Annotated in this window: 15 protein-coding genes; 10 read left to right on the top strand and 5 right to left on the bottom strand. The window is 64.9% G+C overall.

What is annotated here, in order from left to right; genetic code table 11:
* The first annotated feature begins 131 nt into the window (after nt 1–131).
* The 8 genes from urtE (at nt 132) to ureG (ending at nt 6113) form a co-directional block, all read left to right on the top strand.
* A complete protein-coding gene (gene urtE, locus AWB70_RS34915; protein WP_053568638.1) occupies nt 132–824 on the top strand; it encodes an urea ABC transporter ATP-binding subunit UrtE in 693 nt (230 codons plus the stop codon).
* 30 nt (nt 825–854) lie between these two features.
* Nucleotides 855–1715, top strand: coding sequence for an urease accessory protein UreD (locus tag AWB70_RS34910; RefSeq protein WP_053568639.1), 861 nt, complete (start codon nt 855–857; stop codon nt 1713–1715).
* A gap of 122 nt (nt 1716–1837) precedes the next feature.
* Nucleotides 1838–2140, top strand: coding sequence for an urease subunit gamma (locus AWB70_RS34905; RefSeq protein ID WP_014192076.1), 303 nt, complete (start codon nt 1838–1840; stop codon nt 2138–2140).
* A 4-nt stretch (nt 2141–2144) separates the two neighbouring features.
* Nucleotides 2145–2450 (top strand): urease subunit beta, encoded by a 306-nt coding sequence (locus AWB70_RS34900; RefSeq protein WP_014192077.1) that lies wholly within the window; start codon nt 2145–2147, stop codon nt 2448–2450.
* 21 nt (nt 2451–2471) lie between these two features.
* The gene (gene ureC / locus AWB70_RS34895) at nt 2472–4178 is read left to right on the top strand and encodes an urease subunit alpha (protein WP_053568640.1); all 1707 of its coding nucleotides are present in this window, start codon (nt 2472–2474) and stop codon (nt 4176–4178) included.
* Between the two features lie 6 nt (nt 4179–4184).
* Nucleotides 4185–4787 (top strand): urease accessory protein UreE, encoded by a 603-nt coding sequence (ureE, locus tag AWB70_RS34890; RefSeq protein ID WP_053568641.1) that lies wholly within the window; start codon nt 4185–4187, stop codon nt 4785–4787.
* Complete coding sequence (locus AWB70_RS34885; RefSeq protein ID WP_053568642.1) at nt 4774–5454, top strand: urease accessory protein UreF; 681 nt, start codon at nt 4774–4776, stop codon at nt 5452–5454. Before ureE ends, AWB70_RS34885 begins: the two co-directional genes overlap by 14 nt.
* A gap of 8 nt (nt 5455–5462) precedes the next feature.
* Nucleotides 5463–6113, top strand: coding sequence for an urease accessory protein UreG (gene ureG, locus AWB70_RS34880; RefSeq protein WP_053568671.1), 651 nt, complete (start codon nt 5463–5465; stop codon nt 6111–6113).
* 13 nt (nt 6114–6126) lie between these two features.
* On the opposite strand, the gene AWB70_RS34875 is transcribed toward ureG, so the two are convergent.
* The 5 genes from AWB70_RS34875 to AWB70_RS34855 all read right to left on the bottom strand — a co-directional run bounded on the left by AWB70_RS34875 (nt 6127) and on the right by AWB70_RS34855 (nt 11967).
* Nucleotides 6127–6930 (bottom strand): FkbM family methyltransferase, encoded by an 804-nt coding sequence (locus tag AWB70_RS34875; RefSeq protein WP_045450925.1) that lies wholly within the window; start codon nt 6928–6930, stop codon nt 6127–6129.
* 204 nt (nt 6931–7134) lie between these two features.
* On the bottom strand, nt 7135–8457 hold the full coding sequence (waaA, locus tag AWB70_RS34870) for a lipid IV(A) 3-deoxy-D-manno-octulosonic acid transferase (RefSeq protein ID WP_053568672.1): 1323 nt from the start codon (nt 8455–8457) through the stop codon (nt 7135–7137).
* Nucleotides 8458–8489: 32 nt separating this feature from the next.
* Nucleotides 8490–9374 (bottom strand): Kdo hydroxylase KdoO, encoded by an 885-nt coding sequence (kdoO, locus tag AWB70_RS34865; RefSeq protein ID WP_053568643.1) that lies wholly within the window; start codon nt 9372–9374, stop codon nt 8490–8492.
* Nucleotides 9375–9433: 59 nt separating this feature from the next.
* Nucleotides 9434–10429: a lipopolysaccharide heptosyltransferase I gene (gene waaC, locus AWB70_RS34860; RefSeq protein ID WP_014192085.1), complete on the bottom strand. Its 996-nt coding sequence runs from the start codon at nt 10427–10429 to the stop codon at nt 9434–9436.
* A 137-nt stretch (nt 10430–10566) separates the two neighbouring features.
* The gene (locus AWB70_RS34855; RefSeq protein WP_053568644.1) at nt 10567–11967 is read right to left on the bottom strand and encodes a phosphomannomutase/phosphoglucomutase; all 1401 of its coding nucleotides are present in this window, start codon (nt 11965–11967) and stop codon (nt 10567–10569) included.
* Between the two features lie 448 nt (nt 11968–12415).
* Between AWB70_RS34855 and AWB70_RS34850 the strand changes: the two genes are divergently transcribed.
* Both AWB70_RS34850 and AWB70_RS34845 read left to right on the top strand, forming a co-directional pair.
* Nucleotides 12416–13678, top strand: a complete 1263-nt coding sequence (locus AWB70_RS34850; RefSeq protein WP_053568673.1) for an oligosaccharide flippase family protein — start codon at nt 12416–12418, stop codon at nt 13676–13678.
* Nucleotides 13675–14481 (top strand): glycosyltransferase, encoded by an 807-nt coding sequence (locus AWB70_RS34845; RefSeq protein WP_053568645.1) that lies wholly within the window; start codon nt 13675–13677, stop codon nt 14479–14481. Before AWB70_RS34850 ends, AWB70_RS34845 begins: the two co-directional genes overlap by 4 nt.
* Nucleotides 14482–14520: the final 39 nt, after the last annotated feature.

Raw genomic sequence — 14520 nt, 5'->3', positions numbered from 1 at the left:
CTGCTTTCTTTGGTGACTTTCTTTGCAGCAGCAAAGAAAGTTACCCCCGCCCCGGGGAGGGGCAGTGCTAATAGACCAACACGAATTCAGGCAATCCACAAAAGCCAAAGCAAGCACGAGCAAAAACCCAAATGCTAGAGATACAAAACCTGAACCAATACTACGGCGGCAGCCACATCCTCCGCGATGTCCAACTGACGATCCCTGAGGGAAAGCTAACCGTCCTGCTAGGCCGCAACGGCGTAGGCAAGACCACGCTCCTGCGCTGCCTGATGGGCGTAGTGCCGACCAAAACCGGCACCATCACCTGGCGAGAAAAAACGATCTCGACACTGCCCACGCATGCTCGCGTCTCGAGCGGCCTCGCCTACGTCCCACAAGGCCGCGACATCTTCCCTCGTCTCACGGTCGAAGAGAACCTGCTAGTCGGCGCAGCAAGCCGAACCGCACCGAAAAAAATCCCCGACCACATCTACGCGCTCTTCCCCGTACTGAAAGACATGAAGCACCGCCGCGGCGGCGACCTCTCCGGCGGTCAGCAACAACAACTGGCCATCGGCCGTGCGCTGATGAGCGAGCCCCGCTTGCTGATCCTCGACGAACCCACCGAAGGCATCCAGCCGTCCATCATCCGCGATATCGGCCGGACATTGAGGCAACTCGTCGACGACATGGGCATGACCGTGCTGCTCGTCGAGCAGTATTACGACTTCGCTCGCGAACTCGCCGACCGCTATTGGGTCATGAGCCGCGGGGAGATCGTCGCGGGCGGCGCCGGTTCGGACATGGGCGCGCACGGCGTGCGGGAACTGATCGCCGTATGATGACGGCTTGTCATAGATCGCGGCCCATTCATGCATCGTGAATCGCACACGGCGCTCGCCGATGCCAACATCTGGCGCGGCTCGCTCGAACTCGGCTACGCGCGCCAGCATGGCCGCACGGTTTGCGTACATCGCAAACACGAAGGGCCGCTGCGGCTGCAACGGCCGCTCTATCCGGAAGGCGATATCTGTCACTCGGTGATCGTGCATCCGCCAGGTGGCGTCGCGGGCGGAGACCGGCTAGCCATCGACGTTCGCCTGCAGGAGCACACGCACGCCGTCATTACCACGCCGGGCGCGACCAAGTGGTACAAGGCCAACGGCAGGCTCGCAACGCAACGTATCGATATCGCGCTCGCGGCGCATGCGAAGCTCGACTGGCTTCCGCAAAACAACATCGTGTTCGAAGGGTCGAACATCGAACTGGAATTCGATCTCACGCTCGATGAAAACGCGAGCGCCATCGGCTGGGATGCGATGCTGCTCGGCCGCGCCGCCGCCGGCGAACAGTGGACGCAAGGACAGATCAGAGCGCGCTCGCGTATCGCGCATCGCGATGGCCGCACGCTCTGGTTCGAACGCACGCTGCTCGACGCGAACGATCCGCTGCGCGATGGCGCACAAGGACTCGCGGACTTTCCCGCTTACGGCACGCTCTGGGCAATCGCCCCCGCTTGCGACGACGCCCTCGCCGAAACCCTCACGGCCCGCCTGCCGTTCGACGACACCCTGCGCGCGGCGGCATCGTGCATTGCGCCGGGCGTGCTCATCGTGCGTGCGATCGGCCGTTCGATGGAACCGCTGCAACGCGCGCTCACCGACTGCTGGATGCATCTGAGGCCCATCGTGCATCAAGTCGATGCGAAGCCTCTGCGCCTCTGGACCACCTGAAAACGCACCAGCCTGGCGCACGAATGCGCGCCAACTCGGTGCATCCCTGCGCGAAACGACTGTGAATACAGCGATGGCACGACTCTCGCTATGAAGCAGCGGACGATCAAAACAACGAACTCATGAAACTCACGCCTCGCGAAAAGGACAAGCTGCTGATCTTCACCGCAGCCTTGCTCGCCGAACGCCGCCGTGCGCGCGGCCTGAAGCTCAATCATCCGGAAGCGGTCGCGTTTATTTCGGCGGCATTGATGGAAGCCGCGCGCGACGGCAGGACCGTCGCCGAAGTCATGCACTACGGCACGACGCTCCTGACCCGCGACGACGTCATGGAAGGCGTGCCGGAAATGATCCCCGACATCCAGATCGAAGCGACCTTCCCCGATGGCACGAAGCTCGTCACGGTTCATCATCCGATCCCCTGAAAACATGATTCCCGGCGAATATTTCATCGATGACGGCGAGCACGAGCTCAACGCGGGCCGCGAAACCGTGACGGTCGTCGTCGCAAATCATGGCGACCGGCCCGTGCAGGTCGGCTCCCATTACCACTTCTACGAAGTCAACGCGGCGCTGAAGTTCGAGCGCGAGAAGGCGCGCGGTTTCCGGCTGAACATCGCGGCGGGCACCGCCGTGCGCTTCGAGCCGGGACAGGAACGCACGGTCGAACTCGTCGCGCTCGCGGGCGATCGTCATGTGTACGGCTTCAACGCGCTCGTCATGGGCCCGCTTTAATTCGGAATCCAAAGGACTACTATGACGCTACGCATCGGCCGCCGCGCATATGCGGAAATGTTCGGCCCGACCACCGGCGACCGCGTGCGCCTCGCCGACACCGATCTCATCGTCGAAGTCGAGCGCGACTTCACGACCTACGGCGAGGAAGTAAAGTTCGGCGGCGGCAAAGTGATTCGCGATGGCATGGGCCAGTCGCAACGCGCCGCCGCCGATGTCGTGGATACCGTCATCACGAATGCGTTGATCCTCGATCACTGGGGCATCGTGAAGGCCGATATCGGCATCAAGGGCGGACGCATCTTCGCGGTCGGCAAAGCGGGCAATCCGGACATTCAGCCGAACGTGAACATCGCCATTGGCGCGGCGACGGAAGTGATCGCGGGCGAAGGCATGATCGTCACGGCGGGCGGCGTCGATACGCATATCCACTTCATCAGCCCGCAGCAGATCGACGAAGCGCTCGCGAGCGGCATCACGACGATGCTCGGCGGCGGCACCGGGCCTGCCACCGGCACGAACGCGACGACCTGCACGCCGGGTCCGTGGCACATGGAGCGCATGCTGCAAGCCGCCGATGGCTGGCCGATGAATCTCGGCTTTCTCGGCAAGGGCAACGCGAGCTTGCCCGCGCCTTTGATCGAGCAAGTGAAGGCCGGCGCGATCGGTCTGAAGCTGCACGAAGACTGGGGCACGACGCCCGCAGCCATCGACAATTGCCTCTCCGTCGCCGACGACACCGACACGCAGGTCGCCATCCACACCGACACGCTCAACGAAGCGGGCTTCGTGGAAACGACCATCGCCGCGTTCAAGGGCCGCACGATCCACACGTATCACACGGAAGGCGCGGGCGGCGGGCACGCGCCGGACATCATCAAGGTCGCGGGCGAATCGAACGTGCTGCCCTCGTCCACCAATCCAACGCGTCCGTACACCGTCAACACGCTCGACGAGCATCTCGACATGCTGATGGTGTGTCATCACCTCGATCCGTCGATTGCGGAAGACATCGCGTTCGCGGAATCGCGCATTCGCCGCGAGACGATCGCCGCCGAAGACATCCTTCACGATCTCGGCGCGTTGTCGATGCTGTCATCCGATTCGCAGGCCATGGGCCGCGTCGGCGAAGTCATCATTCGCACCTGGCAGACGGCGCACAAGATGAAGGCGCAGCGCGGCGCATTGCCCGAAGACAGCGCGCGCAACGATAACTTTCGCGCGAAGCGTTATGTCGCGAAGTACACGATCAATCCGGCGATCACGCATGGCATCGCGCATGAAGTCGGGTCCATCGAAGCGGGCAAATGGGCCGATCTCGTGTTCTGGGAACCGGCTTTCTTCGGCGTGAAGCCGTCGCTCATTCTGAAAGGCGGCATGATCGCGCTCGCGCAGATGGGCGACCCGAACGCTTCGATTCCGACGCCGCAGCCCGTCCATTACCGCGAGATGTTCGCCACGCGCGGCGGCGCGCTCGGCAAGACCTCGCTCACGTTCGTCTCGCAACTGGCGATGGAAGCGCGCATCGCGGATCGCTATGGGTTACAGAAGCAGATCGTCGCGGTGAAGAACTGCCGCAATGTGACGAAAGCCGACATGATTCACAATGCATGGCAACCGTCCATCAGCGTCGATCCGCAGACCTATCAGGTGATCGCCGATGGGCAATTGCTCACCTGCGAACCCGCCACCGTTCTGCCGATGGCGCAGCGCTATTTTCTGTTCTGACCATTCATGCGTACCATCGACAAACGTCTCACCGCGAAGCTCGCACCCGTGCTCGTCAAGCGCGCGCCCACGCTGACTCTTCCCTTCGATGCGCGCTGCAAGAGCCGCCTCGCCGCCACGCTCGACAGCGGCGAGGACGTCGCGCTCGTGATGCCGCGCGGCACCGTGCTCGCCGACGGCGACATGCTCGTCGCGGATGACGGCGGCTTCGTGCGCGTGGTCGCGGCGGCGCAAGACGTGCTCGTCGTGCGCGCGCCGAGCGTGCGCCTGCTCACGCGCGCTGCGTATCATCTCGGCAACCGGCATACGCCTGTCGAAGTGGGAGCGGACTATCTGAAGCTCGAAGCGGACGCCGTGCTCGAAGACATGCTCAAGCGTCTGGGCGTGCTGGTCGCGCACGAATCGCAGCCGTTCCAGCCGGAAACCGGCGCGTATGGCGGCGGCCACAAGCACGGCCACGACGAAACCTTCAGCGAAGACTATGCGCTCGCGCAGAAGGTCTTCGACGAGCATCACGGGCACGATCATTCGCACGATCACGACCACGACCACGATCACTCGTCGTGCGGCCACGATCATCATCATCACCACGGCCATGCGCATCGCTGAGCTTACGGCGCTGCTGCATCTCGCGTCGCCGGCGCTGCCGATCGGCGCGTTCAGCTATTCGCAGGGACTCGAAGCGGCGATCGAGCACGGCCTGATTCACGACGGCGACAGCGCGCGCGACTGGATCGCGAGCGGTTTGACGAATGTATTGGCGCGCGGCGAGTTGCCTTTTCTCGCGCATCAGATCGAGCGCTGGCGTCTGCACGACGACGCCGCGCTGCTTCAGGCCAACGACGAATACATCGCGAGCCGCGAATCGGCGGAACTGCGGCGCGAAACCGAGCAGATGGGCTGGTCGCTCGCGCAGCTTTGCGCATCGCTCGAATGGGGCGATGCAGCCCGCCGCGCGACGCTCGCCGCGATCAGACCGATCGCGCAGCCGACCGCCTTCGCGTTCGCCGCGTATGCGCACGATGCGGCGCCCGACGCGGCGCTCGCCGCCTACGCGTTCAGTTGGGTCGAGAATCAGGCCGCCGCCGCGCTCAAGGCCGTGCCGCTCGGGCAACTCGCGGGGCAGCGCATCATCGTCGCGTTGCGCGGACCGATCGATGCCGCCGTGCGCCGCGCGCTCGATACCTCGCCCGATGCGATCAACACCTTCGCGCCGCAGCTCGGCATTTTGTCGGCGCGGCATGAATCGCAATATTCACGACTCTTTCGCTCCTGACCCGCATGATGAACACGCCCGCCTATTCCGCCGCCGCCCGCCGAACCAAGAAGCTGCCGCCCTTGCGTGTCGGCGTCGGCGGGCCGGTCGGTTCCGGCAAGACCACGCTGCTCGAAATGCTCTGCAAGGCGATGCGCGAGCGCTACGATCTCGTCGCCATCACCAACGATATCTACACCAAGGAAGATCAGCGTCTTCTCACCATCGCGGGCGCGTTGCCTGCCGAGCGCATCATGGGCGTCGAGACGGGCGGCTGTCCGCATACGGCCATTCGCGAGGATGCATCGATCAATCTGGAAGCCGTCGATCGCATGGTGTCGAAGTTTCCAGACGCGGATATCGTGTTCATCGAATCCGGCGGCGATAACCTCGCGGCCACGTTCAGTCCCGAACTGTCGGATCTGACGATCTACGTGATCGATGTCGCGGGCGGCGAGAAGATTCCGCGCAAGGGCGGACCGGGCATCACGAAGTCGGACCTGCTCGTCATCAACAAGACGGATCTCGCGCCGCACGTGGGCGCGAATCTCGACATCATGGCGAGCGATGCGAAGAAGATGCGCGGCGAGCGGCCGTTCGTAATGTGCAATCTGAAAGCGCTCGACGGCCTCGACGAAGTCATCGGCTTCATCGAGAAGAAAGGGCTGCTGCTCGCCTGAACCGCAAAAAAAGCTACGCGAGCGCGATCGAGTTCGATATCGAGACCGCGTTCTCGCCCATCTGCACGAAGTCGCGCTTCATCTCGACGTGCCATTGCAGGAAGTTGCGGCTGTTCGACATGCCGGGCAGCATCCAGTCGTGCAGTTCGATCACGACGACGGGAAACTTGTTCAGCACGTCGCAATGGCGCGAGAACAGGTCCGACTCCGCGCCTTCGATATCGATCTTCAGGATGAACGGCGTCACGCCGGACGGAATCACGTCTTCGAGCGTGAGCGCGTCGACGGCATAGCCTTTGTCGACCGGCTGCTCGGCGGTGCGGAAGGCCCACTCGCCCCCGCCCGGATCGTTGAGATACAGCGTGCCGCGCTTCGCCGCGATCGCCGCATTCAGCGGCTCGATCAACGGGAACGGCGCTGCGTTGCGCTTGAGCAGCGCGAAATTCGATAAATCCGGCTCGATCGCGACGATCTTCGCCTTCGGATACGTCAGCGCATGCCACACGGCGGCCGCGCCGATATTCGCGCCGGCATCGACGATCAGCGGCGTTTCGCACGCCTCGTAGAACGCCATGATCTCCTTCGCGCGAACCAGCCGGTCCGTGGCGTATTCACGCATGAAGAAGATTTGCCGGCAGACTTCGCGATCCGCCTGACACGGCCGGTACTCGAAGCGCCGGTTGCCGGGGAGGACCAGCCCGTGCGCGCCGTAGCGGACGGTGCCCCAGGCATCGGTGGGTCCGCTGGATGGCCGCAGCAGACGCAGGAGACCGGGCGGCATGACGTCTTTGACGAGGGACTTGATCAGATCTTGCATGCGAGTCCTCAATGTGAATTGGAAGCACGTTCGCAGGCATCCGGCCACTTGCTGCCTCGCATGGTGCCCGCTAGGGGCGGCCGGGTCGGGGAATCAGTATCCCTCTTACATGAGAAGCGTTCAACCCTCGTTACGGTTCGTCATATGGGGTGGCATCGCCCGTTTTTATCAGACGATAGGCGGGAAGTTTTGACCGACGCACTGTCACTTCCCGACGTCGCTTTCCTTTTCGAGCAGCGCGCCGAGCACGCTCACCGTCCGTTCCGTCGCGCCGCGATGACGCGCCGCGAACGCCGAAGCCGCCGCGCTCATTGCGAGGCGTCTGGCTTTGTCGTTGAAGATTTCACGCAGCCCGCGCGCGAGATCCTGCGGGTCCTGCACGCGCAGCGCTGCGCCGGCCGCAATGGCGTCGTTGGTCGCCTGCGTGAAATTGAAGGTGTGCGGCCCGATCAGCACCGGCACCCCCGCCGCGCACGCTTCGATCAAGTTCTGACCGCCGAGCGGCAACAGACTTCCGCCGATGAACGCCAGATCCGCCGCCGCGTAGTACGCGCCGAGTTCGCCCATGGAATCGCCGAGCAGCACCTGCACGCTCGCCGGCAACGGCTCGGGCATGTCCGCGCCCGAACCGGCCGCGACGGGCTTCGGCGCCCACACCGAGCGGCGCGCGCTCGTGAGCCCGAGGCTCGAGATCAGCGCGGAGACTTCGTCGAAACGCTGCGGATGGCGCGGCACCAGAATCAGCAGCGCGTCGGGCACGTTGAGCGCCGCGAACGCGCGCAGCACGAGCGTCTCCTCGCCTTCGCGCGTGCTGGCCGCCACCCACACGGGCCGCTCGCCGATGGCCGCGCGCCACGCCTGACCGCGCGCGACGAGTTCGGGCGGCGCGGTCATGTCGAACTTCAGATTGCCGAGCACCGCGACATTGCGCGCGCCGAGCGCGGTCAGCCGCTCGGCGTCGGACGGCGTCTGCGCGAGTACGCGCGAAAATCCGCCGAACACTTCGCGCACCGCGCGCCCGAACTTCGCCGCGCGCCGGTACGAGCGTTCCGACATGCGCGCGTTCGTCAGCACGAGCGGCACGTCGGCGCGCTTGCATTCGTCGATGAGCGTCGGCCAGACCTCGGTTTCCATCACGATGCCGAGCGACGGACGCCACGCGCGCAGAAAACGCCGCACGAGCACGGGCAGATCGTACGGAAGATAGCTGCGCAGCACGCGATCGCCGAATAGCTCGATGCCGGTCGCGCGGCCGCTCGGCGTCATGTGCGTGAGCAGGATGCGCGCTTCGGGATGCGCTTTCGCCAACGCTTCGATCAGCGGCTGCGCGGCGCGCGTCTCGCCGACCGAGACCGCATGCACCCAGATGAGCGGCGCGAGGTCGTCGGCGCGGCGCTTTGCAACGTGTCCGAAACGCTCGCCGATATGCTCGCGGTAGCCGCGCTCCTTGCGCGAACGGATCAGCAGCCGCAGCACCGCGAGCGGCGCGACGATCCACCAGAGCGCCCGGTAGACGAGCCTCAGCACCGCGGCCGAAGCGCTCGGGGAAGCCGCGCCGCTCAAACGAGCGCCCTGCCCTTCAGGCGCTCGAGAATGCCGAGCGGCGCGCACTCGGGACGCGCCATCGCCTTGACGGGCAGGAAGAACGTCTGCTCCATCATGAACTGGCCGGACATCACCGCGTGCGATGCGTGATCGGAGAAGCAGACCCACACCGAGCCGGGCGGGAACGGCATGGTTTCCTGCGGCGAGGTCTTCTGATAGTCGAGATCGGCCTTCATCGCGTCATGCAGATGCAGCATCAGATGGTCGTACTCCGAGCGCTTCGACTTCGTGATGTGCAGCAGATTCATGAGCCACGCCGAGCCGGGCGCCTGCGCCTTGATGGCGGGCAGAAAGCGCCTGGCCATGTCTTCGAACGGTTCGCCCACGCGCCACACGCGCGGCGCGCCCTTTGGATTGACGTTCGTGAACACGCGCAGGATGCGCTCGCCGTAGTTCGGGCGCGACGGGAACGCATCGACGTGCAGGCGGCTGTCGTCCTTGCGCCAGGACGTCTCGCGCGTTTCGACCCGATGCAGCCGCAAGCTCGTGGGCGCGACGCGCAGCTTGCCGTCGTATTCGGGAAAGAGGCCGTCGACGAGCCAGCGCGCATGATCCTGATAGCGCTTGATGAGCGAGCGCACCGCCGACTGCATCACGCTGTCGCCGAGCACGCCGGCGAGCGCGCCGCCGTTGGGCGCGAGGCTGATGTTCTTGCGCTTCGGGTCCGCGATCGCCGGATCGAGCAGCGCGAGCTCGCCGCCGTCGATCGGAAAACGCAGATTGGGAAAATACAGCACCTTGCCGTTTTCGACGCCGGCCAGCAACGCCTCGCGCGGCACGGACAGGTTTTTGCCTTGCCAGTCGCCCGATGCGACTTCGATGATTTGAGATTCCGTCATATGTCTACGACCTTGAGTTACCGCGCACGGCGCGCGTCGGGCACGCTATCACGCACGCGCTACAGCAGGCCGAAGCCAGCGAGCGTGCTCTTGACTTCAGACAACGTCGGATGGCGGCTGGCGTCGCCCAGATTGACGACTTGCGGCGACCAGTACCCGCCGGTGCGCCATGCGGTCGAGAAATTGTACAACTCGACGGTCGGGCGCTTCAGCGCCGCGGCGATGTGCACGAGGCCCGTATCGACGCCGACGGTCGCCGCCGCGCCGTCGATCAGACCGACGACCGCGGGCAGCGAGAGCTTCGGCGGCACGATCGCGGCCGCGCCGAATTCCTTCGCGAGTTTCTCGCTCGTCGCGCGTTCGGCTTCGCTGCCCCACGGCAGCACGATCGACGCGCCGCGCGTGACGAGCGCCTGCCCGAGCTCGATCCACGCGGCTTCGGGCCATTGCTTGTCCGCGCGCGAAGTGGCGTGCACGAACACGACATAAGGCACCGGCAGATTCAGCCCGAGCGCGGAGACGGCGAGCGTCGCGCGGCGCGTGTCGAGACCGAAGTCGATGTCGTCGGTCATCTGCGGCGCGGGCAGCCCGAGCGCGGCGGCGACGAGTTGCCGCGTGCGCTCGACGACGTGCGTGCGCGGCGCGATCGGCACGCGCCGGTCGTAGAAGAAGCGCACCGGCCATTCGTAGCCCGCGCCGTCCGTGCGGTTGCCGAGGCCGACGAGCGGCCCGCGCGCCCAGCTCGCGACCCACGCGGTCTTGATGAGCCCCTGGCAGTCGATCACGAGATCGTATTTCTCGGCGGCCAGCTCGCGCTTGAACTTGCCGATCTCGCGCCAGTTCGCGGGCGATGCGAACCCCTTGCGCCAGCGCCTCAGCGAAAACGGGATCGCGCGACGCACGCCGTGAACCAGCTCGACGAGACTTGCGAACCCTTCCTCGACGAGCCAGTCGATTTGCACATCCGGATAGCGGCGGCGGATATCGGCGATGGCGGGCATGTTGTGGACGACGTCGCCAAGCGACGACACGCGGACGATCAGGATCTTTTGCACGCTGGAATGGAAAGGCGCGGGGGGCGCGCGGCGGTGTGAGCGGGAAAACGGGGATTTTAGCGCGGCGCGTGCAACAAAAAAGCAAAAAGCGGCACGGTTATCGACCGCGCCGCTTCCTTATCCTCAACCGAAAGCGCTCAGAACGGCAGTTTCGCGTCCGGCTTCTCCGCCAGAATCACCCGGCGGAAATCCTCCTGAATGCGCTTCAACGCGGCGTCGCTGTCCGCTTCGAAGCGCATCACGACGACCGGCGTCGTGTTCGACGAACGCGCGAGCCCGAAGCCATCCGGATACTCCACGCGCAAACCGTCGATGGTCAGCACGTCGTCCGCGCCGGTGAACTTCGCGTTCTGTTGCAGCTTCGAGATCAGCGCGAAGTTCTCGCCCTCTTCGAGCTTCAACTGCAATTCAGGCGTGGAAAGCGAATTCGGCAGATCGTTGAGCAGCTTGCTCGGGTCCGCCACGCGCGAGAGGATTTCGAGCATGCGCGCGCCGGTGTAGAGACCGTCGTCGAAACCGTACCAGCGGTCCTTGAAGAACACGTGACCGCTCATTTCGCCCGCGAGCGGCGCGCCGGTTTCGCGCAGCTTCGCCTTCACGAGCGAGTGGCCCGTCTTCCACATCAGCGGCTCGCCGCCCTGCTCGCGCACCCACTTCGCCAGATTGCGCGTGCACTTCACGTCATAAATGATCTGGCCGCCCTTGTTGCGCGACAGCACTTCCTGCGCGAACAGCATCAACTGACGATCCGGATAGATGACCTCGCCGTCCTTCGTGACCACGCCCAGACGATCGCCGTCGCCATCGAACGCGAAGCCGATTTCGGCGTCGGTTTCCTTCAGCGCGCGGATCACGTCCTGCAGGTTTTCGGGATGCGCCGGGTCCGGGTGATGATTCGGGAAATTGCCGTCGATCTCCGTGAACAGTTCGACGATCTCGCAGCCGAGCGCCTTGAACAGCTTCGGCGCGAGTCCGCCCGCGACGCCGTTGCCCGTATCGACGACGATCTTCATCGCGCGGACCGGCTTCACGTCCGACACGATGCGGTCGAGATACATCTGCGACACGTCGAACTCGGTATAGCTGCCCTCGCCCTGCGCGAGATCGTTATCGACAATGCGCTTGTACAAGCCCTGAATCTGCTCGCCATAGATCGCGGCGCCGCGCAGCACCATCTTGAAACCGTTGTAGTCGGGCGGATTGTGGCTGCCCGTCACGACGATGCACGAATCCACGCGCCGCTCGCCCGACGGCAAGGGCAGCGGCACGCTCGCCGCGAAGTAGCCGACGGGCGTCGGCACCATGCCGACATCGACGACATCGACGCCCGCCGAGCGCAAGCCGTCCGCGAGCGCGCCGACGAGTTCGGGGCCGGAGAGACGGCCGTCGCGCGCGACCACGACCGAATCGCCGCCTTGGCTTCTGATTTCGCTGCCGAACGCCTGGCCGATGCTTTTCGCGACGTCGCGATCGACCGTCTTGCCGACGATGCCGCGAATATCGTAGGCCTTGAAGATGGATTGGCTGATTTGGCTCATGAGATGGCTACCTCTTCTGTATTAATTTGATGTTTTCCGGCGATGCAGCCATGAGGGCATGCAGGTCGTGACTGTTGGCGCGCCGATGCGGCTACGGGCAAAGCGCGCCAACGGCTGCCAGATGACATGTCGGACGTATCGAATTTTGCCTATGCGTGTGTCAAAGCAATACGAAAGAAACAATTCGAAGCAAATGGAGGCGCAACCGCGGCGGCGGGCGGGCATCGGTTCGCACTTATAATCGCTGTCTTTCGGCGCTCTCGCGGTCGCGCGCGCCGGGCTCGAAACCCGGTTCAAGCCTGCGCGTTCATTCTAATCCAATGCTCAAACGCTCTTTCGCCTCGATGCCTTCGAATGAGGCGCGTCCGCGCGCAAACACACAAAACTTCACCGATGATCAGGCTCGGCTAGCACGCGCCGTGCCCGGCCGCACACAGGCATGCGCCGCATGAAGGTGCTGACGCGCTCCGGCAATCCGGACGTCGCCCGCGCGCTCGCCAATATCGTGTGGCTCGGGCTGGAGCGGCTCACGCAGATCGCGGTTGCGATCGCCATTTCGGGGTTGCTCGCGCGTTATCTCGGCCCCGATACGTTCGGCAAGTGGCAATACGCGAACACGCTGCTGCTCGTGATCGCGCCGATCACCTGGGTGTGCGGCGCGGAGATTCTCGTGCCGACGATCGTCAACCGCGCGGGCGCCGAAACCGGCGCGGTGCTCGGCAGCGCGTTCGTATTGCGCATGGGCGTCTCCGTCGTCGCGCTCGCGCTGACGTGGCTCTGGATCGCGGCCGGCGGCACCGATCCGATGGTCGGCCTGATGCTCGCGGGCCTCGCCGTCACGATGCTCTTTCGCGAGCCGTTCATCGGCGTCGTCAATTCGTGGCTGCAAAGTCTCACGTACAGCAAGCCGCAGCTCATCGCGAGCATGGCGGCCGCCATCGTCAAGGCGGCGCTCGTTTTCGCGCTCGTGCGCCTCGCGGCCGCGCCGCAACGCTTCGGCTGGCTCTGGGCGCTCGAAGCGGCGGCGATCGGCGGCGCGCTCGTCGTCTATTACATGCGGCGGCATGGCGGCAAGCTCGGCTGGCGTTTCGATCGCGCGCTCTTCAGGCATTTCGCGAGCGCGGGCACCGTGTTCTGGCTCGGACTCATCTGCATGTATCTGTTCCTGAAGCTCGACCGGCTGATGCTCGCGCATCGCGTGTCGTTCGCGGAGCTCGGGCTGTATTCCGCCGCGCAGCAGTTGAATGAAAACTGGATCGCGCTCGCGCTGATGCTCTCGCAGACCATCGCGCCCGCGTTCGTCTATCGCGTGCAGGACACCGCGCGGCTCAGGCGCAATCTCGTGCGCCTTTTCGCGATGACCGCCGCGCTGATGATCGCGGGCGCGGCCGTTCTCGATGCGCTCGCGGGCTTCATCATCGCGCGCGTGTTCGGCCCGAACTACGCGGGCGCGGCGGATATCTTCCGCTGGGCCGTCTGGCTTTCCGTGCCGGCGGGCATCGAGGCGATCGGCAATCTCGTCGTGCTGAAATATCAGGCGAAATATGTGCTGCTCGCGAAATGGCTGTTCGCGCTCGCGGTGGCCTTCGTCGTGAACTGGTTCGCGATTGCGCGCATCGAAGGCTACGGCGCGCTGATCGGCCTCGCGGCGGGTTATGTCGCGGCGGCGTCGGTGAACTTTTACTACATTCGTTTCCGGCTGCGCGCATGAACGCTCTCTCCGACGTCGCCGTTCTCATTCCAGCCTTCAACGGCCAGGCCGATGTCGAGCGCACGCTCGCGTCGTTCAGCGAAGCATCGACAATCCGCGTGCTGATCGTCGATGACGGCAGCACGCCGCCGATCGCCGCGCCCGCCATCGACGGCATGGACATCGAGATTCTGCGGATGCCTGCGAACGGCGGCATCGAGCGCGCGCTCGAAGCGGGCATGAGCGCGCTGGCTGCGCGCGGCCTGCGCTACGCGGCGCGCATCGACGCGGGCGACCTCGCGACGCCCGGCCGGCTCGCCAAGCAGCGCGCCTATCTGGAAGCGCATCCGCGCGTCGCGGTGCTGGGCATGTGGACGCACGTCGTATCGACCGAAGGCGCGCCGCTTTTCGACCTCACGCCGCCCACCGAACCCGCCGCGATCCGCCGCGCGATGCTCGCGCGCTCGTGCTTCGCGCATCCGTCGCTCATGCTGCGTGTCGATGCCGTGATCGAAGCGGGCAACTATCGCGCGCATTATCGCGCCGCCGAGGATCTCGATCTCGTGTTGCGCCTGATGCAGCGTCACGACGGCGCGAATCTGCCCGAGTTCGGCCTTTTCTACGAGCTGAACGAAAGCGGCATCAGCGCGACGAAGCGGCGCGCGCAGGTGATGTCGACGCTGCGCCTGCAATTGCGTTACCTGCGCGTGACGAATCCGCTCGACTGGGCGGGCGTCGCGAAGAGCGTCGCGCATCTGCTGCTGCCGTATCGCGCGCTGCGTGGCCTGAAGGCGCGGCTGCTCAAGCCCGCGTCGCCGGCATGACGATACTTTTCCGTTTAGCCTCTCGCGAGATCGCGCGCG

Origin of the sequence: Caballeronia cordobensis, from assembly GCF_001544575.2 — a bacterium.
Classification (GTDB): Bacteria; Pseudomonadota; Gammaproteobacteria; order Burkholderiales; family Burkholderiaceae; genus Caballeronia; species Caballeronia cordobensis.
This window is presented reverse-complemented; position numbering and strand designations above follow the sequence as displayed.

Bases quoted from the DNA above. Each gene is read 5' to 3' on its own strand.
- urtE (WP_053568638.1), top strand. From the start codon at position 132: ATGCTAGAGATACAAAACCTGAACCAATACTACGGCGGCAGCCACATC.
- AWB70_RS34910 (WP_053568639.1), top strand. From the start codon at position 855: ATGCATCGTGAATCGCACACGGCGCTCGCCGATGCCAACATCTGGCGC.
- AWB70_RS34905 (WP_014192076.1), top strand. From the start codon at position 1,838: ATGAAACTCACGCCTCGCGAAAAGGACAAGCTGCTGATCTTCACCGCA.
- AWB70_RS34900 (WP_014192077.1), top strand. From the start codon at position 2,145: ATGATTCCCGGCGAATATTTCATCGATGACGGCGAGCACGAGCTCAAC.
- ureC (WP_053568640.1), top strand. From the start codon at position 2,472: ATGACGCTACGCATCGGCCGCCGCGCATATGCGGAAATGTTCGGCCCG.
- ureE (WP_053568641.1), top strand. From the start codon at position 4,185: ATGCGTACCATCGACAAACGTCTCACCGCGAAGCTCGCACCCGTGCTC.
- AWB70_RS34885 (WP_053568642.1), top strand. From the start codon at position 4,774: ATGCGCATCGCTGAGCTTACGGCGCTGCTGCATCTCGCGTCGCCGGCG.
- ureG (WP_053568671.1), top strand. From the start codon at position 5,463: ATGAACACGCCCGCCTATTCCGCCGCCGCCCGCCGAACCAAGAAGCTG.
- AWB70_RS34875 (WP_045450925.1), bottom strand. From the start codon at position 6,930: ATGCAAGATCTGATCAAGTCCCTCGTCAAAGACGTCATGCCGCCCGGT.
- kdoO (WP_053568643.1), bottom strand. From the start codon at position 9,374: ATGACGGAATCTCAAATCATCGAAGTCGCATCGGGCGACTGGCAAGGC.
- AWB70_RS34855 (WP_053568644.1), bottom strand. From the start codon at position 11,967: ATGAGCCAAATCAGCCAATCCATCTTCAAGGCCTACGATATTCGCGGC.
- AWB70_RS34850 (WP_053568673.1), top strand. From the start codon at position 12,416: ATGAAGGTGCTGACGCGCTCCGGCAATCCGGACGTCGCCCGCGCGCTC.
- AWB70_RS34845 (WP_053568645.1), top strand. From the start codon at position 13,675: ATGAACGCTCTCTCCGACGTCGCCGTTCTCATTCCAGCCTTCAACGGC.